The 21543-nt window shown below is 37.1% G+C and carries 19 protein-coding genes; 10 read left to right on the forward strand and 9 right to left on the reverse strand.

Going from position 1 to position 21543, the window contains the following annotated elements; translation table 11 throughout:
* Positions 1-52: 52 nt before the first annotated feature.
* The 3 genes from ACOMCU_RS19765 to ACOMCU_RS19775 all read right to left on the reverse strand — a co-directional run bounded on the left by ACOMCU_RS19765 (position 53) and on the right by ACOMCU_RS19775 (position 2652).
* Positions 53-685: a 50S ribosomal protein L25/general stress protein Ctc gene (locus ACOMCU_RS19765; protein WP_421051147.1), complete on the reverse strand. Its 633-nt coding sequence runs from the start codon at positions 683-685 to the stop codon at positions 53-55.
* Between the two features lie 155 nt (positions 686-840).
* Positions 841-1755: an S-layer homology domain-containing protein gene (locus ACOMCU_RS19770; RefSeq protein ID WP_421051149.1), complete on the reverse strand. Its 915-nt coding sequence runs from the start codon at positions 1753-1755 to the stop codon at positions 841-843.
* 207 nt (positions 1756-1962) lie between these two features.
* Positions 1963-2652, reverse strand: a complete 690-nt coding sequence (locus tag ACOMCU_RS19775; RefSeq protein ID WP_010859591.1) for a YjjG family noncanonical pyrimidine nucleotidase — start codon at positions 2650-2652, stop codon at positions 1963-1965.
* A 267-nt stretch (positions 2653-2919) separates the two neighbouring features.
* On the opposite strand from ACOMCU_RS19775, the gene yfkAB reads away from it, so the two are divergent.
* Positions 2920-4032, forward strand: a complete 1113-nt coding sequence (gene yfkAB / locus ACOMCU_RS19780; RefSeq protein ID WP_421051152.1) for a radical SAM/CxCxxxxC motif protein YfkAB — start codon at positions 2920-2922, stop codon at positions 4030-4032.
* Positions 4033-4276: 244 nt separating this feature from the next.
* Here yfkAB and ACOMCU_RS19785 read toward each other — a convergent pair whose 3' ends face one another.
* Together ACOMCU_RS19785 and ACOMCU_RS19790 are read right to left on the reverse strand one after the other, a co-directional pair.
* Positions 4277-5269 carry an LLM class flavin-dependent oxidoreductase gene (locus ACOMCU_RS19785; RefSeq protein ID WP_421051153.1) on the reverse strand — a complete coding sequence of 331 codons (993 nt, stop codon included), beginning with the start codon at positions 5267-5269 and terminating at the stop codon, positions 4277-4279.
* Positions 5270-5344: 75 nt separating this feature from the next.
* Complete coding sequence (locus ACOMCU_RS19790; protein WP_230491850.1) at positions 5345-5776, reverse strand: hypothetical protein; 432 nt, start codon at positions 5774-5776, stop codon at positions 5345-5347.
* Between the two features lie 240 nt (positions 5777-6016).
* Here ACOMCU_RS19790 and ACOMCU_RS19795 point away from each other — a divergent pair, with 240 nt between their 5' ends.
* The 5 genes from ACOMCU_RS19795 to ACOMCU_RS19815 all read left to right on the forward strand — a co-directional run bounded on the left by ACOMCU_RS19795 (position 6017) and on the right by ACOMCU_RS19815 (position 11355).
* Positions 6017-6784 carry a TSUP family transporter gene (locus tag ACOMCU_RS19795; protein WP_010859595.1) on the forward strand — a complete coding sequence of 256 codons (768 nt, stop codon included), beginning with the start codon at positions 6017-6019 and terminating at the stop codon, positions 6782-6784.
* Between the two features lie 324 nt (positions 6785-7108).
* A complete protein-coding gene (locus tag ACOMCU_RS19800) occupies positions 7109-7627 on the forward strand; it encodes an RNA polymerase sigma factor (RefSeq protein WP_010859596.1) in 519 nt (172 codons plus the stop codon).
* A complete protein-coding gene (locus ACOMCU_RS19805) occupies positions 7620-8507 on the forward strand; it encodes a DUF3298 domain-containing protein (RefSeq protein WP_421051154.1) in 888 nt (295 codons plus the stop codon). Before ACOMCU_RS19800 ends, ACOMCU_RS19805 begins: the two co-directional genes overlap by 8 nt.
* 263 nt (positions 8508-8770) lie before the next feature.
* Positions 8771-9895, forward strand: a complete 1125-nt coding sequence (locus ACOMCU_RS19810) for an endospore germination permease (protein WP_010859598.1) — start codon at positions 8771-8773, stop codon at positions 9893-9895.
* On the forward strand, positions 9895-11355 hold the full coding sequence (locus ACOMCU_RS19815; protein WP_010859599.1) for a spore germination protein: 1461 nt from the start codon (positions 9895-9897) through the stop codon (positions 11353-11355). Before ACOMCU_RS19810 ends, ACOMCU_RS19815 begins: the two co-directional genes overlap by 1 nt.
* A gap of 444 nt (positions 11356-11799) precedes the next feature.
* Here ACOMCU_RS19815 and ACOMCU_RS19820 read toward each other — a convergent pair whose 3' ends face one another.
* Positions 11800-13560 carry an ABC transporter ATP-binding protein gene (locus tag ACOMCU_RS19820; RefSeq protein ID WP_219361782.1) on the reverse strand — a complete coding sequence of 587 codons (1761 nt, stop codon included), beginning with the start codon at positions 13558-13560 and terminating at the stop codon, positions 11800-11802.
* A gap of 523 nt (positions 13561-14083) precedes the next feature.
* Between ACOMCU_RS19820 and ACOMCU_RS19825 the strand changes: the two genes are divergently transcribed.
* The 3 genes from ACOMCU_RS19825 to ACOMCU_RS19835 all read left to right on the forward strand — a co-directional run bounded on the left by ACOMCU_RS19825 (position 14084) and on the right by ACOMCU_RS19835 (position 16281).
* Positions 14084-14842, forward strand: coding sequence for a TerC family protein (locus ACOMCU_RS19825; RefSeq protein WP_010859602.1), 759 nt, complete (start codon positions 14084-14086; stop codon positions 14840-14842).
* A 154-nt stretch (positions 14843-14996) separates the two neighbouring features.
* The gene (locus tag ACOMCU_RS19830) at positions 14997-15632 is read left to right on the forward strand and encodes a Bax inhibitor-1 family protein (protein WP_421051156.1); all 636 of its coding nucleotides are present in this window, start codon (positions 14997-14999) and stop codon (positions 15630-15632) included.
* Positions 15633-15771: 139 nt separating this feature from the next.
* Positions 15772-16281: a ferritin gene (locus ACOMCU_RS19835; protein ID WP_010859604.1), complete on the forward strand. Its 510-nt coding sequence runs from the start codon at positions 15772-15774 to the stop codon at positions 16279-16281.
* A gap of 174 nt (positions 16282-16455) precedes the next feature.
* Here ACOMCU_RS19835 and ACOMCU_RS19840 read toward each other — a convergent pair whose 3' ends face one another.
* On the reverse strand, positions 16456-16698 hold the full coding sequence (locus tag ACOMCU_RS19840; protein ID WP_421051158.1) for a hypothetical protein: 243 nt from the start codon (positions 16696-16698) through the stop codon (positions 16456-16458).
* Positions 16699-16836: 138 nt separating this feature from the next.
* Between ACOMCU_RS19840 and ACOMCU_RS19845 the strand changes: the two genes are divergently transcribed.
* Positions 16837-17520 carry a DNA alkylation repair protein gene (locus ACOMCU_RS19845; RefSeq protein WP_421051159.1) on the forward strand — a complete coding sequence of 228 codons (684 nt, stop codon included), beginning with the start codon at positions 16837-16839 and terminating at the stop codon, positions 17518-17520.
* A gap of 580 nt (positions 17521-18100) precedes the next feature.
* On the opposite strand, the gene ACOMCU_RS19850 is transcribed toward ACOMCU_RS19845, so the two are convergent.
* Positions 18101-19321, reverse strand: coding sequence for an RtcB family protein (locus ACOMCU_RS19850; protein WP_421051160.1), 1221 nt, complete (start codon positions 19319-19321; stop codon positions 18101-18103).
* Positions 19322-19463: 142 nt separating this feature from the next.
* Positions 19464-20837, reverse strand: coding sequence for an MATE family efflux transporter (locus tag ACOMCU_RS19855; RefSeq protein WP_421051162.1), 1374 nt, complete (start codon positions 20835-20837; stop codon positions 19464-19466).
* Positions 20838-21543 lie beyond the last annotated feature (706 nt).

The following is a 21543-nucleotide window of genomic DNA, read 5'->3' on the forward strand; positions in this document are numbered from 1 at the left end:
AAAACGTCATAAATCAAAACTTTGACTGATGACGTAGCCTGTTCAAACTTTTTTATTTCTTTGGTTCAGATGTATTTTGCCCTGTTGCTTCTATTACTTCTGGCGTTTCATCTACCATATCTTCTTGTACATTTTGTACAGGTGGTGGTGTGATTGCCACTAATGTAAAGTCGTCTTCGTTTAAAATTTCAAAGGAACATTTATGTCGAATATCTGCAACATAAAGAGAAGTACCAATTGCTACATCCGAAACATCCACTTCTATCGTTTCCGGTATTTCAGCAGGTTTCACTTTAATGCGAACTTCACGATTTGGCTGTAATAGGAAACCACCATCTGCAACTCCAATGGCATCTCCTACTACTGTAATTGGGATATCGACTTCTAATTCTTCAGACATATTGATTGATTTAAAGTCTACATGCTTCACAAATCCCTTTAAAGCACTACGCTGCATTTCTGTTAACACCGCATTTACCTTTGTTCCTTCAACATCTAATTGAAACACACTTTTACTTCCTAATTCTGCAAGTACTTTTGCAAACGCTCTTGCATCAAGAGATATCGAAGTTGACTCCATTTGGTAACCGTAAACAACTCCAGGAATAGCACCATTTTCTCTAAGTTGTGTTAATGATGAGTGTCTTCCTTTATCACGTTTTTTGGCTTTTAATACTGTACTCATTACTTTTTCTCCCCTTTCATGAAACTAGTCTCATAAAAGGTTTTGCCCGTTAAACAGATTTTTATACCTCCTATGCACTCGTTTACAATCTACAAAACCACAGTAAAAAGCCGAAGACAAAAAGTGTCCTCGGCTTTTACGTTTTTATTATACAATTATAATCTCCCTGAAGCCTCTAAAGTTACCGCTAGCATTTTAGCAAATTGGCCACGAGTAATGTATTGATTTGGCAATAAATCTGTATTATCATCAAGTGCACCAATGCCATACAATGTTTTTGTGTAACGTAATAATTCACCTTGGAAATCATTGCTATCTTCATAGGGTAGTGCACCATATTCTTCTGGTACAAAATCAACTACATCTAATGTTCGTCCAAGCATCAAAATGGCTTGCTGACGAGTAATTTTACCATTTGGATCAAATATATTTGGCGTTTTCCCATTAATAATCCCTAATGAATGTAAGGCACCAACATGACCACCATACCATGATTTTTTTGCATTGACGTCTTTGTACTGTTTCGTTTGTTTCTGTTCGAAGCTAAATGCACGGACGAGTAAGGCACTAAACTGCGCACGTGTTAAGGAATCATTGACCCCGAAGTACTCAGGCTGACTTCCTTGAACAATGCCGCGTTGTGCTAATGTTGTAATGTATGTGCTGTATGCCGAATTTTCTATATCACGAAAATAAATTTGTGCAGGATATTCAAACTTTAATTCGGCATTATAATGAATCGTCGCAATCACTCGGTCCCCTTCATCTCGATAGGCAACTGGCTCCATTACACCTTTTTTAACCATTTGCTTTAAGACTCCAGATTGCCCATTTTTGAAAATTTCTACCTCAAGTGGCTGACGATTGTTGACTATATTAGCTTTCACACTATAAGTTCCTTGTTTTTCAGATGCGGCAATTTTAGCCCCATATGCAGAGTAAACCGTCATATTTTCCGTTTTCATATGTACATAATCCGTTGGCTCTTGATATGCATGGGTTTGTATTGGAATGGTTATTGATGTGCATAACAGTGTCACCATTATCGCTTTTCGGAATTTCCCATTCATATTACCCCTCCCTTTCATCTTTCTGTAACTATCATAATAGATTTTTTCGTGTAAAAATATAGTATTATTTGCACACAATACCATTAGTTGCACTAGTTCTATTTTGGCAATTGCAATCTAACGTGTGTCAGAGTTAACTGTCACTTCCTACTATCCGTTAAAAACTATAAATCCCCGCAAAAGTAACATTGTACTCGCGGGGATGCATTATTTTTCTAATACCGTATAAAGTTCGTGTAACTTTTTTATCTCATAGTTTGGCAGGATATCACTTGTATTTTCGATATCGTGAATATTAAACCAACACGTATCAATCCCTGCTAATAAGCCACCCTTCACATCAGAAGTTAGTGAATCCCCAACAATAAGTGCTTTTTCTTTGCTTATTCCTTCAATTCGGTCAAAAACATAATCGAAAAATGCTGGCATTGGCTTCTGATAACCTGTCTGCTCCGAGATAAAAATCCCTTTAAAGTATTTCGCTAAATCTGCATCTACCAATCGTTTATTTTGTGTGATCGTTTTACCATTTGAAACGACATATAAATTATAGTTGTCTGAAAGCTGCGCAATCAGTTCATATGCTCCATCAACGTAATGGTGCGCCTCTTGCAAATACTTTTGAAAGATCGCTTCAAAATATTCACCGTCTACTTCTAAGCCAAATTCTTTCAGCGCTATCGAAAATCTTGTATTATGTAGGACATTCTTTGTCACTTCGCCTCGTTCAAAGGCACGCCACATTGATTCATTAATTTCTTTATAGCGAGCAATCATCGTTGGTGTTGTAGCAATTTTTTCCTGTGCAAATAATCGGTCAAGTGCTGCATTTTCAGCTAAATCAAAATCTAATAATGTATCATCTACATCAAACAATAGTGTTTCATATTTACTCAACTTATTTCCTACTTTCTTCTAAACGGTCTTGCCGTCTTGCTCCTTCTATCATAACGTTTTTTGCAAAAAATAGCAGTAAAATTACTCCATATTACCTATTTACGGAATTGTTCGAAAAATCCCACTATTAAAATCAGAAGCAATACTACCTTAGAAAGGTGACAAAAATGTTCCCCTAACCGTAAAAAAATCCTTTCAAGAATTTCATATTTGAAAATATCCTTGAATATGAGACAATAGAATGCTAGAAAGGAAGATGTACGAATTATGACGACCTTACAAAAAATTACGCCCGTCTTTGATCCATGGGAAGCCTATTTAGATGTCGAACAGCATGGACAGATGACACTATCAAATATTGAATTTACCACAACAAACCTTTGTAATATGCGCTGCGCACACTGTGCAGTTGGCTATACACTACAACATAAAGATCCCGAAGCATTATCAATGGAGCTAATCACAAAGCGCCTTGATGAAATCCCGCATTTAAAAACACTGAGCATTACTGGTGGAGAACCGATGATGAGCAAAAAATCGGTGCAAAACTATGTATTGCCGCTGTTAAAATATGCACATACACGAGGCGTACGCACACAAATCAACTCGAATCTAACAATAGAGCCTGAACGTTACTTACTTATTGCACCGTATCTGGATGTGCTTCATATTTCACATAACTGGGGCACAGTCGATGAATTTGTCGAAACAGGCTTTGCGATGATGGACCGTAAACCAACCTATGAACAACGCGCTGCACTTTTCCAACGCATGATCGATAACTCAAAAATGCTCGCGCAGCACGGTGTTATGGTATCGGCAGAAACGATGCTCAACAAAAAAACATTGCCATACTTAGATCATATCCACAACCAAATCATTCATGACATGAAATGCGCCCGACATGAAGTACATCCAATGTATCCCTCAGACTTTGCAAGTGCACTGTCATCACTTTCGCTAGAAGAAACACGCGAAGCCATTCATCATCTTCTTGATGTGCGTGATGACAGTACTTGGATGTTGTTTGGTACATTACCATTCTATCCTTGTAGCTCAAACGAGGAGGATCAAAGGTTATTAAAACGTTTGCGTGAGGCGAAGAACGTTACAATGCGCAATGATCCGGATGGTCGCTCACGCTTAAACGTTAATATTTTTACAGGCGATGTCATCGTCACAGACTTTGGTGATACTCCTGCTCTTGGCAATATCGTCAAGGACGAGTTACCTGCCATTTTCGACAAATGGATGGAAACGGATTTAGCAAAATCACTAAATTGCCACTGTCCAGCGGTGAAATGCTTAGGTCCAAACGTTCTAGTCAAAAATATGTATTATAAAGATGCCCCTTTCGTAAGTGGCTCAGCGATAGGATAAAGTGAAACTTCAAACTGTGGGGGGTTCACAGTTTGATAGTTGAACCAATCGGGCTTTTACGGTCAGTTGATCGCCCACCTCGTATCTTTCACTTGAGGTAGGCGGCTTACTGACCGTTACTGCGGGATAAATTGAGACTCAATAATATTGAGTCGTTCAAGTTCAAATAGGATAGAAAAAAGGAGCGTTCACTCTTTTTCTATAAAAATAGCTACCACATGCCGAAGCATTAGGTAGCTATTTTCTATAATAATTCTTTTGCCAGTAGTTTATAGCAATTTAATCGACTTTCCTGTGCATATTGATTGCAATTTAGCATCACTTCATCAAAACCATACTGTTGTTGTTCTGCTACTAAGTATTGGGCAATAGCCTTCGGTGTACCAACAAGATTTGCCTTACGATTATTAGCAATCGTCATTTTATCCATCTCAGAGAGCGGGTAATCCTTCGCCTCTTCAGGTGACATCGATTGGATAATTTGTCCCTTCATCAACTGGAGACGTGTAATATCTATTGGCTTTGCCAAATATTCGGCCTCTTCTAATGTATCCGCAACCGTAGTCGCATAGGTAACGATAATTTGTGGCTTTTCCATATAATAAGAAGGTGTAAAGGTTGACTTATACGTATCAAAAATATCTTTTGACATATTACCAGTGAAAAATTGAGCAAATGAATAACCAACACCTAGTTGTCCAGCCTGCATGGCACTTTGGCCACTTGAGCCAAGTAACCATGCCTCGGGTAACTGAATATTTGTCGGAGACGCAATCACCTGATCATATACATACTCACCTGATTTTTGCTCGTTCATGAGCTTCAAAATAACATCAAGTTTGTCGTACTGCTCTGTCATACGTTGTCTACGTCCTTCTGCAAGCGCATAAATGGATGGATGGTCACCACCAGGAGCACGTCCTACACCAAAGTCAATACGATTAGGTGCTAGCGCGCTTAATGTTTTAAATACTTCGGCCAGCTTATACGGCGAATAATGCATCATCATAACGCCACCTGTACCGATGCGCAGACGTTTTGTTTTTGCAGCTAAAAACGCAGCTGTAATTTCTGGCGCCGAACTCGCAAGGGATTCACTATTATGATGCTCTGCTAGCCACATACGATGGAAACCAAGCTCTTCACCTAACAGTGCTAACTGCTCTGTTCGCTTGAAGGCGTCCTCAGCAGTATGTCCTTTAGGTACAGGAATTTGATCTAAAATACTTAATATCATCGAAAAACACCCTTTCTGTATGTAGCTCTCCTTTCTACTGTAATATAGGAACCTCTTTTTCCAAAGTAAAAGGCACTAGTGATAGGCAAGTTGCTTCATCTGCCATGTTTCATAAACCGTCACTACTAGTGTCCATCTTTGTTCTAAATCTAACACGGAGTCGTTAAACTTCATGGCAAAGAGGGTAAATTCTGTAGCCTCTTCATTCACTACAAACTGTAAAACGGCATGGCCCACTTCCCCTGAATGTGAAGTTTCCCCCGATAATTCCACAACATGTTGACCTGTTTTTGCCTCGTAATATCGCCAATAAGGCTCTATAAACGCGTAGTTAAAAGCATCTCGGACAGTTACATCCGTGTAATTAGCTAAGTAACCTTGCTTTACTGCATCAATATATACATTATCCGTTACATCTTTTTTGGTGTTATAAACATATCCAACAAGTACACCCATGAACACAACACAAACAAAAACCCTAAAATGATTTCCTAAACTCAATGTCATCACGCCCCCTTTACGCAAAAACACTATTTCCTTTATGATACATTAAAATAATTACTTAAAATAGAATATTATTGTTTTTTGCAGAATTTTTCATATTTCTTCAAAAATCGACACATACTATTTATGAGAAAAAAATCTATGATGTTCTAGTAGTTGAAAGTGAAAAATCTTACAGACTATTTACAGTCACTCTTAGTTCCGATAGTATCAGATTATTCTAATAGAAAAGAGTTGACTGTTGTGCCTTTTGATTTAGATTTAAATGTCTTATTGATTCTTATTCTTTTTGGTTTTTTAGCGGCTTTCATCGATTCTGTTGTCGGCGGTGGTGGACTGATTTCTTTACCAGCCCTTATGTTCGTCGGATTACCACCATCAGCAGCTGTGGCAACAAATAAACTAGCAGGTACGATGGGCTCCCTAACAAGTACGATTACGTTTTATCGTTCTGGTAAATTAGATATTAAATCTGTTTATAAGCTGTTCCCATTTGTCTTTTTCGGCTCGATGATTGGAGCGTGGATTGTCCATTTAATAGACCCTAGTGTCTTAAAGCCATTAATGCTTGTGATGTTAGCAGCTGTAGCCGTCTATACGATTTTCAAAAAAGACTGGGGCAGCATTTCCACTTATAAAAAACTAACACCAAAGCGCTATGCGTTTTTCATCGTTATCATTACATTAATTGGCTTTTATGATGGCTTTTTAGGTCCTGGTACGGGTTCATTTTTTCTATTTGCCTTTTTAATCGTCGGTTTTGACTTTTTAAAATCTGCTGGCAATGCTAAATTTCTAAATTTCGGGAGCAATGTTGCCGCACTTCTTATGTTTATGTACCTAGGTCAGATACATTATGCTTATGGTTTATCAATGGGCCTCGCACAAATTGCTGGTGCGATTGTTGGCTCTAAATTTGCTATTAAACGTGGTAGTGGTTACGTACGTAAACTCTTTATTGTCGTAACAATTCTATTACTACTGAAAAATACATATGACTATTTTTCGTGATCTATCAAATACAGGACGTAATTGAAAAAAGGTACAATCTTACCTCGCTACGGGGTAAGTTTTTTTCATTCCATCAACTTTTTCTCCCCTTTCACACGTCTAGTAGTTGTATACAATGAAATGATAAATACGCCACAGTTTAATTGCGTCCAGATTTTCACCAGAGCTTGCTCTGAAAAATCTGTGACAAATCTGCCGTAAGCATGAACTTGTTTCAGATGGCGCATTACTACCACTGAATCAAAAGCTTATAGTATTCATTTCAACACTCTATAAAGAGTGGAAAATTCAGCTGAATTAAGTTATAAAGGAGCTTCTTTAAACATGAAAACAAGAAATGCATTTCAACATGAAGAGGTGTTTGTCCAGTTTATTCGTGAACAGAAAGATCGTTTTTATTTGCTCGCGTATAGCTACACAAAGAATGAACAGGATGCCCTCGATGTTGTACAAGACAGTATTCAAAAAGCTATGCTTTCTCTCGACCGACTAGAAAATGTGGATTACATGAAAAGCTGGTTTTACAAAATTGTCGTTCGTACAGCAATTGATTTTTTACGCAAGCATAAACGCTTACAGGTGACGGATGATGACACAATGCAATATTTAACGCCCCCTCAAGAGGATGTCTACGAAAACGTTGACTTGGAGCATGCGTTAGAAGAGTTGCCTCAGATGTTTCGTGAAGTTGTCATTTTGCACTATTTTGAGGATTTAAAGCTCGCAGATGTTGCCAACATACTCGACATTAAGTTAAGTACAGCCAAATCGCGACTTTATAAAGCGTTAAAACTACTAAAAATACAATTGCAAGATGTGAAGGGAGAAACATCACATGGATAAAAAATTAGAAGAGTTAGAAAAACAATATAATGAAGTACCTATACCAAAGGAGCTAGATTTCATCGTGGAGAATGCATTAAAACAAGGGAAAAAAAAGAAAAAGAATCGCACACCAAAATGGTTACTTGGCTCTGCTGCTGCCGCTATGCTTTTTACAGCTGGTTTAAATGTCAGTCCTGCAATGGCACGTACCCTTTCTGACATTCCTGTTGTCGGAAGTGTTGTAAAGGTTTTAACATGGACAGAATATGAGGTAGCAGAAGACACATACGATGCCAACATTAAAGTACCTTCCATAGAAAATTTAGAAAATAAAGATCTTGCCAATACATTAAATGAAAAATACCGTTCAGAAGGTAAAGCCCTTTATAATGACTTTAAAGCAGAGGTTGGCGATTTAAAGGCAAATGGAGGCGGTCATTTAGGTGTTGATAGCGGCTATGAAATTAAAACGGATACCGAGCAGATTTTATCGATTGGTCGATATACTGTGAATACTGTCGGTTCATCTTCAACCGTTATGCATTACGACACAATTGATAAAGAAAATGAAATTTTAATCACGTTACCAATGCTCTTTAAAGATGATAGTTATATGCAGGTGATTAGTGAAAATATCAAAGAGCAAATGCGTGCAGAAAGCGCAAGTGATGAAGATAAAGTGTACTGGGTCAAAGGTGCTGGTATAGCTGATGAGGAACTTTTTGACGAATTTACGAGCATAAAAACACAACAGGAATTTTACATTAACGATAAGGGCAAACTCGTGATTTCCTTCGATAAATATGATGTGGCTCCAGGATATATGGGCGTTGTAGAGTTTGAAATACCTACAGATGTCCTCCAAAAAGAACTTGTAAGCAATAAATATATACATTAGTAACAAGCACTAATAATATCAATACTTGATTGGAGCGCAGGCGGCGACTTCTGCGGGAATAGCATGAGCTGAAGTCATGCTCGAGAAAAGCGTCCGCCGCAGCGGAAATCAACAGCTTCATATAGATACTTCTATACTTTGAGTTTATCTACAGTCTGAGGCACTATCTCAATTAATATGAGATAGTGCCTTTTTCATTACTTATAATCCTTCAACTTTTTGTCAAGGCTATATGGTATCAATATAGGTTAGAGGGTTTTCATATGAAAAACGTAGGAACTATTAGTATATTACATGTTATCTTCCTATCAATGACAGTTATTGGCTTAAAAAATCACGTTACGATTCTCCCCCCACTGTTAGATGTTGCTGGTAGGGATGGTTGGCTATCTGTGATTATTGCGGCTATCATTATATTCTTTTGGCTATTCTTATTAGTTTATATTCAAAATAAGACAAAGCAAGAACCTTTAAAGGATTGGTTAGAGCAAAAAATTGGGAAAGTTAGCTCTAGGATTATTATTTATATTATAGTGGGTTATTTAGTCATTATTACTGCCTTCACAATGGTTGAAACACTGCAATGGGTAAATACCACCTTTTTACCACAAACACCAGTTATTCTCTTGTTATTTATCTATACAATTCTCTGTATACTACTGGTTACCACAAACCTACAAACAATTGTTATTTTAAATGTTTTTGTATTATTTGGAGTTGTAGTCTTTGGATTTTTTGTGGCCTTTACAAATATGCAGGTAAAAGATTATTCATTATTGCGACCATTTTTCGAGCATGGCTTCAAACCTATTGTTAATGGCTTCATCTACCCTGCATCTGGATTTGTGGAACTGCTGATGCTTTTGTTTCTTCAGCATCAAATTAAAACTCGTATTCGTTGGTATCATTTTTCCATCATGCTTTTTATTTTGATGGGGCTGACAATCGGACCACTGATAGGAGCAATTACAGAATTCGGACCAAGTGAAGCAGCCAAGCAACGCTATCCAGCCTATGAAGAATGGGGACTTGTAACAATCGGACGCTATATCGAGCATCTAGATTTTTTCTCTATCTATCAATGGCTTACAGGCACATTTATACGCGTCGGCTTCATTTTATATATTGTTACCGATTTGTTAAATATGACTGGAGATCCTAAACGCATATGGAAATTTCTCGCTCCTCCCTTCTTCTTCCTGTGTTTACCGCTAATGATGTTGAATGAAAACATATTTTTAAAGGTTAAAGGGAATTATATATTGACATCTACTTTTATTTTCTTTTTACTTTTATCAATTTTTTTCGTCATTGTAGCATTCATATCAGATAAGTCATCTAAAAAGGTTAATCCGGATAAACAAGAAATGGAAAGCGGTGAATCATAATGCCCCAGTTAGAAAAGGCCATAGATTTATACACCTTGAAACAATTATTCCAAAAATCCGCCGATATTGAATTTCAAGAATATACATTTCACCAACATAAAGTGCAGTTCATTACGTGTCAAGCAATGATTGATCAGCAATTACTCAATGATGTGATTATTCAACGTGTTCAACACTTTTTTGACAATTTAGCTGATACATCCATTGCAGAAAACATATTTTCTCAATTACACATTCCGCACTTCAAACAAGTAACTGACAAAGCAGAGGCCATTACTCTTGTATACACCGGAAATCTACTGCTGTATTTTGAAGACGAGGGACTTTTATACGCAAGTAATATCGCCAAAAAACCAAATCGAAATCCCGAAGAGACAAGGTTAGAAGTACTTATTAAAGGGCCTAGGGATAACTTTATTGAAGACATCTCCGTTAATATCGCTCTATTACGGAAACGGCTCCCTACTAATTCTTTATGTGTCGAAAAAATGGATTTGGGAGAACGTTCGAAGACAACAGTGGCTATTCTTTATTTTGATGATATTGTTGATTTTGAAATTTTACATGGCATCAAAAGGCAATTAGCTGCCGTAGACACAGATATTGTATTTAGTGGAGATTTATTGATGGAACGGATTAATAAAGACTCAAAATTATTCCCCAAATTCGATTATACTGGTAGACCCGATTATGCAATTCAGGCTCTTGTCAGAGGACGTTTCTTAATATTCGTAGACGGTGTAGCCTATGTCATGATTACACCTGTTAATTTATTTTTACTTTTAAAATCCGCTGAAGATAATGAGTATCCCGTTATTTTCAGCTCACTTGAACGGTTATTACGAATCGTTGGTATTTTAATTGGTTTGCTTTTACCGGCATTTTGGCTTGCTTTAACGACTTTCCACCAAAATCAGTTACCATTGCAGCTATTAGCAACTATCGTACAAGCAAAAACAGGCCTGCCCCTCCCTTCGTCTCTTGAAATGCTACTGATGCTACTGATGTTTGAACTGTTTCGCGAAGCAGGCTTACGACTCCCCTCTGTTATTGGTGGTACGATAAGCGTCGTTGGTGGATTAATTATTGGTGATGCAGCTATACGAGCAGGTGTTACGAGCCCGGAAATGGTTGTTATTATTGCTGTATCCACTATTGCATCATTTACACTTGTCAATCAATCACTTGTAACTACAATTAGTATACTACGGGTCGTTTTTATTCTTTTAAGTGCCTTTTTAGGCCTATTTGGATTTTTCATTTCTCTTTATTTTACACTTCTTTATTTATGTAACATCCGAATATTCGGTTTCCCTTACATGAATCTTGCTGGTGATTTGGATTGGGCAACCATCAAAAAATCCATTTTTAGAGTATCTCCAAAAGGCTATGCAGAGCGACCTGAGGGACTTGCCCCTCAAGATAACACTCGTACTTCTAAAGGCGAGGATAAAAAATGACAAAAAAAATCATCTTGCTTCTATTTCTTGTCGTTACATTACTTTCTGGCTGTTGGGATGTAGCCGAGCCACAATGAATGTACTATGTTCATGGAGTCGGTATAGATTTCAAGGATGATGAATATGAAATATTTATGCAAATTATTGACTTTACAAAAATAGCTATATCTGAGCAACCGAATCCACAAGCAACATAGGCTGAAATTGGACGTGCCAAGGGTAAAACGATGGAGAGGCATTTTTTAAATTATTTCGTTCAATCGATCAAAAAGTTTTTTGGGGACATATGACTTACCTTATTTTGTCTGAGGACATTTGCTGAGACGATATATGAATAGTCGCATATAAAGAAACAAGGGGCCCTCTAGTAAGCCCCTTGTTTCTATTAATTGTTTTTTCCCCTACTTGCTATCCAAAAAATGAAAATGTAGGGCTATCGAGGAGTTATGACCTCATGTCAACAACTTCTTGCATGGTTTGTTGTCCTTGCCCTTTTCGGAACTGGATATGGTGAAGCTTAGCAAAAATGCCATTTTGAGCGACAAGTTCATCATAAGTACCATCCTCTTCAATCCCTTTCGGTGTCACAACAAGGACACGGTCAGCATTACGAATCGTAGCAAGACGATGGGCAATGACAAGTGTAGTACGATTTTCTGCAAGTTCTGCTAATGACTGCTGAATAATCATTTCCGTTTCTGTATCCAACGCTGAAGTCGCTTCATCCAAAATTAATATTGGTGGATTTTTCAAAAACATACGTGCAATCGCTAAGCGTTGTTTTTGACCGCCCGATAATTTTAAACCACGCTCACCGATTTGTGTATCATAGCCATCTGGAAGCTCCGCTATAAACGCCTCTAAATGCGCTTTTCTAGCGGCTTCTTGTATGTCTTCCTCACTTGCATCTAATCGACCATAGGCAATATTTTCACGAATAGTACCTGTAAATAAAAAGACGTCCTGCTGCACGATGCCGATTTGTGCACGCAGTGAGGCTTGTGTCATATTACGCACATCCAAGCCGTCAATTGTAATAGCACCACTGCTGACATCATAAAATCTCGGAATAAGAGAACAAATCGTCGTCTTCCCTGCTCCTGATGGTCCAACAAAGGCGATCGTTTGTCCAGCTCGGACGTTAAATGAAATATCATTTAATACCGATTTTGATGTATCGTAATTAAAATGAACATCTTTAAACGCTATATCACCACATAAATGTGTAACTGCCTTTGCTCCCTCTCGGTCTTGCACCTCGGGTTCCTGCTCCACAAGCTCACGGAAACGTCTAAAACCTGCCATACCTTTCGGGTAAAGCTCTAGTAATGCACTAATTTTGTCAATTGGCTTTATAAGCACATTTGTGTATAACACAAAACTTACAAGCTCTCCATACGATAATTTTCCATTAAAGCTCAACCATGAACCGACTACCAGGACGACCAAAGTTAATAAACGTGTCATCATGTAAATACTCGAGTGTGTCCCCGACATAATTTTATAGGCATATAATTTTGCAGAGCGGAAAAGTCCATTTTGTTCTTTAAAGCGCTCCATTTCAAAAGCTTCATTTGTAAATGATTTCACAACCCGTGCTCCAGATACACTATCTTCCACACGTCCATTGACATCGGCAATCTTACCGTACATTGTTTTCCATGCTTTGTTCATTTTCACATTACTAAATGTGACAAGCCAAGTTAAAAATGGCACCATGACTGCAGCGATTAAAGCAAGTGTAGGATTCACATTGAACATAATAGCGAAAGCTCCAATAAACGTCATGACTGCAATAAATAAATCTTCGGGTCCATGGTGGGCAAACTCACCAATATCAAATAAATCATTCGTAATACGACTCATAATATGACCCGTTTTTGTATTATCAAAGAAACGGAATGATTGACGCTGCACATGATTAAACAATTCTTGCCGCATGTCTGTTTCAATATTAATCCCAAGTTTATGCCCTAGGTAGTTGACGATAAAGTTTAGTACTGTGCTCAGTGCATAAACGAGCAATAACAATATACTCACGTTGACAATCATACCCCAATCCCCTGTTGGCAGTAGCCCGTCAATAAACCATTGAACAGCTAAAGGAAAGGCAAGCTCTAAAATCGCTACAATTATGGCACTTGAAAAATCGATGACAAATAATCGTTTATGTGGTTTGTAATATGAGAAAAATTTTTTATACATGTATGACTCCCCTCTAAGTTGTTAAAAATTTCACTTATCATTTAATAGTACCATTTGTTAGAACTGTTCGGAAAAATAATTTTCAATTTATTGCTATATTTCCTTTTGCTTTTTACCGCACACATGATATAATTCTATGTAAGAGAACTGAATAGCTTTTGACAATTTTGTCAAGGGGGAGTAGCTAGCAGATGTGAGCGATACATCTGGTTTCACATTCGTCATTACATGGCAACTGCCATCGGGTGTGATAGCAAAACCATCTACGCTGTTGTGTAGATGGTTTCTGTACCGACAGCGGTAGCAACAAGTACAAAGATGTTTGTCTATAGAGACAGATGTCATTTGTATCAAAAGCATCGCAAAAGGTACGAAATATTTATCTGGAAAAATGCCAGATAATTGCTTAGCAAGACCTTTGCCTATTTTTTAGGCATGGGTCTTTTTCTTTTGCCTAAAAAATAAAAAATTGGTAGAAAGCAATATATTCTATTCTTTTCCAATCATAAAGGAGGAAACATATTTGGAAGCAATAATATTAGAATACGCATGGGTACTTGTCGTATTAATCGTTCTTGAGGGCTTGTTAGCTGCAGATAATGCGGTCGTAATGGCAGTCATGGTGAAGCATTTGCCTAAACCACAACAACAAAAGGCATTATTATATGGTTTAGTCGGAGCATTTGTTTTCCGATTTGCTGCATTATTCCTAATCACAGTACTTGTTAACTTTTGGCAAATTCAAGCAATCGGAGCCGCTTACTTATTATTCATGTCAATAAAGCATATTTATGATTCTCGGAAAGCCTCTCAGGAAACCGAAGAAATTAAGGAGCCGAAAAAACAATCTGGCTTCTGGATGACTGTTGTAAAAGTTGAACTTGCTGATATTGCCTTCGCTGTCGATTCCATTCTAGCAGCAGTTGCGATTGCGGTCACACTACCACATTTAGGTGACTTTGATATTGGTGGCATTAATGCTGGACAATTTGGCGTCATGTTCTTAGGTGGTATTATCGGCGTAATTATGATGCGATTTGCTGCACGTTGGTTCGTTCGTGTCCTTGATAAATTCCCATCACTTGAAACAGCAGCCTTCTTAATCGTTGGCTGGGTTGGTGTGAAGCTAGCTGTTCTTACATTAGCACATGAAAAACTAGGTGTAATCCCTCATGAATTTCCTCACTCTACAGTCTGGAAGGTCACTTTCTGGGTTGTACTAGTTGGTATTGCATTAGGTGGCTACTTAGTAGGTGTGAAAAACCAAAAGAAAAATGCATAATCGTACTTAAAAAATTCGCCCCGACAAATCGTCTGGGCGAATTTTTTTCATGAAGCAATCTATATGTAGCCAAAATACAAACTTTAAGAATCTTTTATTCATATTACTCGTATACATACTATCAAGTTATTTCACAAAAGAAAGGACCTTATAAATGGCGTATGCTAAAGGTAATCAAAACTTAAATAAAATATTAAAACATTTTACCTTCATGTGGGTATTGACCGTAGTAGGAATGTTGGTGGCAACTCAGTTACCCCCTTCAATTGTGATGCCATTATCCCTAATTTGCATTATCCTACTTATCATTACATGCTTTGTTAAAAGCTTAAAGCTCACTCATTCCATCATGTACACGATCCCCTTTTTAATGGGTATTTTACTATTTTGGACAACGCAATTTTACATTGGTGAGCTAGGACAACAATTTGTTTTACTTGTTTTCGGAGCAACCGTTGTCATCTTCATAGCACTGGCACTCATCGGCATCATGATGAATAAAGATATTTCAAATTGGGGAAGCTACTTATTCACTGTGCTAATTGTCGCACTTGTATTTTCTGTTATTTTTTTGTTCGTACCTGTCAGTAATATGGTAGGACTAATTATCGCCGCTATAACTGTACTACTCTTCAGTATCTATACGGTGTATGACTTTAACCAAATTCGACATAATCATGTGTCAGATGAGGCAGTCATTGGCATGGCATTAAATCTCTATCTGGATTTTATTAATTTATTTACCAATCTCTTAGAGGTTATTTGGCGCTTAAAAAATGACTTTGACTAAATATTCTAATTGAGAACCAATATCAATTGTTTTTTGCAGCGATTACTGTGAAAAACAAATTTTTTTGTACGAAAGCCCATATTCAATTATACTAGAAGAGTAAGTAGAAGGTATTTACTACTAAGGGAGGAAAACTTTTATGTTATCTGAAAAACTACACAAAGCACTGAATGATCAAATGAACTTTGAATTTTACTCTGCACATGCCTATCTGGCAATGGCAGCATACTGTACGGATGAGGCCTATGACGGTTTTGCCAATTTCTTTTTAGTACAGGCTGAAGAAGAACGCTTCCATGCCATGAAATTTTATAATTTTTTAAGTGATATGGGCTATCGTGCAACTATCTATGGTTTTGAAAGTCCAGATAATAACTTTGATTCTCTTTTAAATACTTTTAAATCTGCCCTGAATCATGAAAAAGAGGTCACTCGTCGTATTTACAACCTATCTGATATTGCATTAGACGAGCGCGAACATGCAACAATGGCATTTTTAAGATGGTTTATTGACGAACAAGTAGAAGAAGAATCTACTTTTGATACATTAATTCATAAAATTGAACGTATCGAAAACGATTCAAATGCAATTTTCATGCTCGACGGCGAATTAGCAGCACGTACATTTACACCTACAAACGAAGCCTAGCGCATAACACGTCAATATTAAAAAGATAGTCATTTCCAACCTAAAAAGGCTTACCGTATGCGATTTTGCTTATGGTAAGCCTTTTAAATTTGTAGCTATATTGTCATGACCGTATTCAATATTTATTTTAAAGATACTACAATTTTTGCCTCACCATAAATAATTTTCGAACTGCTAAAAGTAAATGCGCACTGGATTGACCGCTGCTCTCATAGCCAATGTATAGGTGGAATATGTGAGCTTATTTACATTCGAGCCTGCGTGACTACTTGTATTCGGGTAAAAAGTTTTTCCGTTTATATCTACAGCTTCATAATAACTTAGGGTAGTAGGAAACTCTACTTCTATTGTATTATGAGACATTACTTGAATTGCCAATCCTTTAAATGGTGGTGCTGTATGTACTTTTTTCTTCATGAAATCTACTTCGATATACTCTTTGCCAATGACACATTTATCTATTAATTTCGTTCAATTTTTTTATTAAGATTTCTGTTGCTTTTATTTTCAATTGTCTTTATTCAACGTACAATACGTACAGAAGGAGTGAATTTTATGCTTGTACGTGATCAATTATTTGCCTTACAAGATAGAGGCTATCAAAAATTTTCAAGTGCATTGATACCCACTATTGATGCTAACACGATTATTGGTGTTCGAATACCATTACTACGAAAGTTAGCCAAAGAAATTGCCAAAGAGCAACCATTACAATTTTTACAAACAGCGGAAAGCGTTTATTTTGAAGAGATATTGCTCCAAGGGCTGGTCATAGGCTCTATAAAGCAAGCACCACAAGAAAAGCTACCACTGATCGCACAGTTTATCCCTAAAATCGATAACTGGTCGGTTTGTGATAGCTTTTGCTCAGGGTTAAAATTTACAAAGACGAACCAAGCCCTTGTCTGGGATTTTTTACAGCCTTATTGTCAATCAACAAACGCCTATGACGTCCGCTTTGCTGTCGTTACATTACTTAATTATTATGTCGATGAACAGTATATTCAAAAAACATTACAGTTACTAGACGACATATCCCATGAAGACTATTACGTGAAAATGGCCCTTGCTTGGGCAGTGTCCATCTGCTATATTAAAATGCCCAAGCAGACGATGCCCTACTTAAAAAACAATCACCTTGATTTATTTACTTACAATAAGGCATTGCAAAAGATTACGGAGTCACTACGTATTGACGCCGATACAAAGCAAATAATTCGCGCTATGCGTCGTAAATAATGAAATAAAGATGTTGTCAGAAATCCTCTCCAAATCAGAAATATTAATTAAAAATAGCCCTTATGAACGTACGCTTCGTGCAACTATTTCTGCCATTTTTGGCCTTTGCCATGTCCAATTAGCAAGCTTCTTCAAATGCATGGCAGCAAAAGTAAGCATTACCCAAATGAACATTTTTTTAAGCCATTCGAGGGTTGGCGAACGCATACAATGCTTTGTCTTCAGCCACCATTTGGTCAATTGGCAGTATTTCTGATTGATGTTGTTCATTATTACCATTTTCGGTCATCCTATCCATCACCTCCATCAATATAGACGTACCTAGTTGATTGGAGTGCAGGCGGCGACTTCTGCAAAGAATCGGATGAGCGAAAAGGCCCCGCAGGAGCGTAGCGACGAGGAGACTGAAGCCATGCCCGCCGGAGCGGAAAGCAACGGGTTTATATAGATACTTCTTTTTGAAAAGAAAAAAGACTGAAGACAAACTAAATAAATTGAGTTTGTCTTCAGTCTGAACATATCCATCAAATTTATGGATATGTTTTCATCTTGGCTATCAAGAAGAAGCTATTTATACAAATTACTTTCTTCGCTCATACGGCTTCACTGCTTCACTCGCTTTGAAATTATAAACAGGTTTAATAATTTTTAAAATATCAACTGTATCTTCGATAACTGACGTTATTTCACTCATCGGCTTATAGGCCATCGGAGCTTCATCTAGTGTCTCTTCGTTAACGGAAGTTGTCCATATTCCCTGCATCATTTCTTTAAAATCATCCATATTCAGCGCTTGTTTTGCGACACGACGAGAGTACATACGTCCAGCTCCATGCGGCGCAGAATAATTCCACTCAGCGTTTCCTTTCCCCATACAAATAAGTGAGCCATCTCGCATATTCATTGGAATAACAAGTTTTTCTCCTTTATTGGCACGTACCGCTCCTTTTCGAAGCGTCATTGTATCCGTATCTATATAGTTATGAATAGTATCAAATGTTTCTGTAAAATCCCAACCCATGTGTTTAGCAATCGTCTCAGCAATAGTCAATCGATTCATGCGAGCGTATTGCTGGGCAATTTTCATATCATGTATATAATCATTAAAATACTCGCCCTCTAAATAGGCTAGCTCTTTTGGCACTAAAGGATTCTTCTCTTTATAAGCTTTAATCATCGCTTGAATTTCCTGTGCACGTCCCTGATTTTTCAACGCATTAATTTTTTCCGTTAAATCCTCACGACATAACGTTTCAAAGGCACGTTTTTGATGCCAATTAGCGACCTTCGCCCCTACATAACGTGAACCTGTATGAATTAATAAATAATGAGTATCCTGATCATCCTTCGCAAGTTCGATAAAATGATTACCTCCACCGAGCGTACCAAGTGATAAATTCGTGTAATCATCTTTGAAACCACTTGCGATGAATTGTTTTCCTTCAAATTCTGCAAAACCACGTGAAGGTCTTACTTCTTCATGTATATCTTGCCCACTTGGAACAAATTCTCGAATTGTTTCATCAAGCTTTGCAAAGTCTATTTTCGACTCCTTAATCTCCGCTACAAAAACACCACATCCCACGTCTATACCTACGAGATTGGGTACGACACGATCTTTTAGTTGAATCGTTGTGCCAATGACACAGCCTTTGCCTGCATGATAATCTGGCATAATACGTACCTTCGTCCCAGCCATAAAAGCTTGATTTGTTAATTCCTGTATTTGATCAATGGCTGTTTGAAGAGGTGTCACTGCATAAATTTTCGCATCCGTAAAGCGTCCTTTAATATGAATCATCACATTCCCTCCTTTTTTATATACGTTTAACTACCACATTTTGTTTCATTGTTTCTAATTATGCTATGGAAGGTTTTTATGAAAAGTCCGCTCCCCCCTCAGTTTGCCTGTTGCCTCACAAATATTAATGATTTTTAAACCCTTACGCCAATAATGCCTTCAAGGATTTCTTTCTCCAGACAAAATGATGATACGTAGCTTGCACAATCAGGTTGACTATAAACGCAACAGGGTACGCAATCCAAATTCCTTTAATACCAAGTTCGGTATAATGTGATAAGAAATAGGCAGTCGGTACTTCAATTAGCCAAATACTCGTAATCATAAAGACAGTTGGCCACAAAACGGTACCTGTTGCGCGCATGGTTGCAGACAAAGCTTGCATATGACCAAACAGTACATAACCCCAAAACGAAATTATGATAAGGCTTTTAGCCATTTCAATTGCCGTGACATTTGTTAAAAATATTTTTAATATAGGGTCAGCAAAGAGATAAACAAAAAGTATGAGTCCCCCACCAAGTAGATAATTCAGTTTAATCCCTAATGTTGTTATATGTTGGATAGTAGCTGTTTTTCCAGCTCCAATGGCTTGTGCAACAAAAACGGAAATTGCAATGGAAATACTCATTGCCGGAATTTGTATATAGCTTACAAGTTGATTGACAATGCCATAAGCTGCAGTGGCATTGGAACCATAATCATTGACAAATGTAATGACAGCTATTTCGGACATAGCGATTGCCATCATATTAATACTAGTTGGAATCGCTAATGTCAAAAGTTTTTTTAATATCACACCTTTAAAATAGAGATTTTGCAAAATTGTACGATCGGGTTTTAACACATGCTTTGTTTTGTATAAGTACGCTATTAGTATGACAAAGGTAATGAAGTTGGCTAATACAGCAGCATATGCAGCACCATTTAATCCGAACGCAGGTAATCCTAGCCAACCGAACATAAGAATCGGCAACAGTGTGATATTTAATACCGTATTAATAACTAAAGAGTACAAGGGAGTTTTGGAATCTCCGACACCCCTCATAAAAGTGGTATATGTCATATACATAAAAGTAATGGGCAACGAAACAAACAAAATTCTCGCGTAGTCTATACTTTCTTGAAGAATATTCTCGGGTGTTCCCATCCATCTCAAAATACTATCTATAAACATACTACCAAATATGGCAACAATAGCCGAAGCGAGCATTGTAAAAGCCAGCGTAACACCAACCACTTCTTTCATTTTGGAAATATTGCCTCCACCATACGTTTGCCCAATTAGAATTGAACTCCCTGAGCCAATACCAACGGCAAAGGATATAAGAAAAAATAATAATGGAAAAAATGCCGAAATGGCTGCGAGTGCATCAACACCTAGTATTTGACCAACAAGAATAATACCAAACACCTGACCCAATGATTGTAAAACACTTGCGAAAATGACAGGAATCAAAAAAGCAATCATTGGATTAGCCATTAGGTTTTTTGGACTTTCATTTTTTTGCTTCATTTACATTACCTCCTTAAAAATAAGTGTAATTTCCATATATTGTGGATAAATACCCCCTTTAGAAATGCGTTTAGTGAATAAAAAATTGATAAGTATTCCCCCTAGTTTAGACCTGTTTAAGCTCACTGCCTGATTCTTGATCCAAGACTTAGAATCGAAAAAAGCAAACGAATTTAATTTTTGTTTGCTTTTGTATAAACACGATAATACAATGTTTAAATCCAGTCAATAACCCACTTTATAAAAATTGTTATTTTCCTCTTCATAAATGATAAAAAATGCAATTGACTGACCTCTTATATCTAACATCCTTTAGAAGCTAAACAATGAAATGGCAGCTTTTTAATGCAATAATCAGTTATTGTATCCGATCAATATAAACATGCTGAAGGAATATACGAATTGCGATGTTTAAACACTTACTTTGGTAACAAATTCCAAAATAGTGAATAAAACAAAGTAGAATTTTAAAAAAATGTGGAAAACAACCTAAAGAGGAACTAGCTATGAAAAGAAATGAGTAATTAAAAATCCTAGGCCTGCAGGTGAACATGCCTACTACGAAAAACAATATTGATTACCTACTAGAAAACTAAATTATGTGGAAAAGACTATTAGGAAAAGTCACGATCTCACAAAATAAGCGAAGAACAACAGTGTATTTAAACAAAAAAATACCCTAAAAGTAAAATCATACTTTTAGGAC

Origin of the sequence: Lysinibacillus sp. UGB7, assembly GCF_049058285.1 — a bacterium.
Lineage (GTDB): Bacteria > Bacillota > Bacilli > Bacillales_A > Planococcaceae > Lysinibacillus > Lysinibacillus sphaericus_B.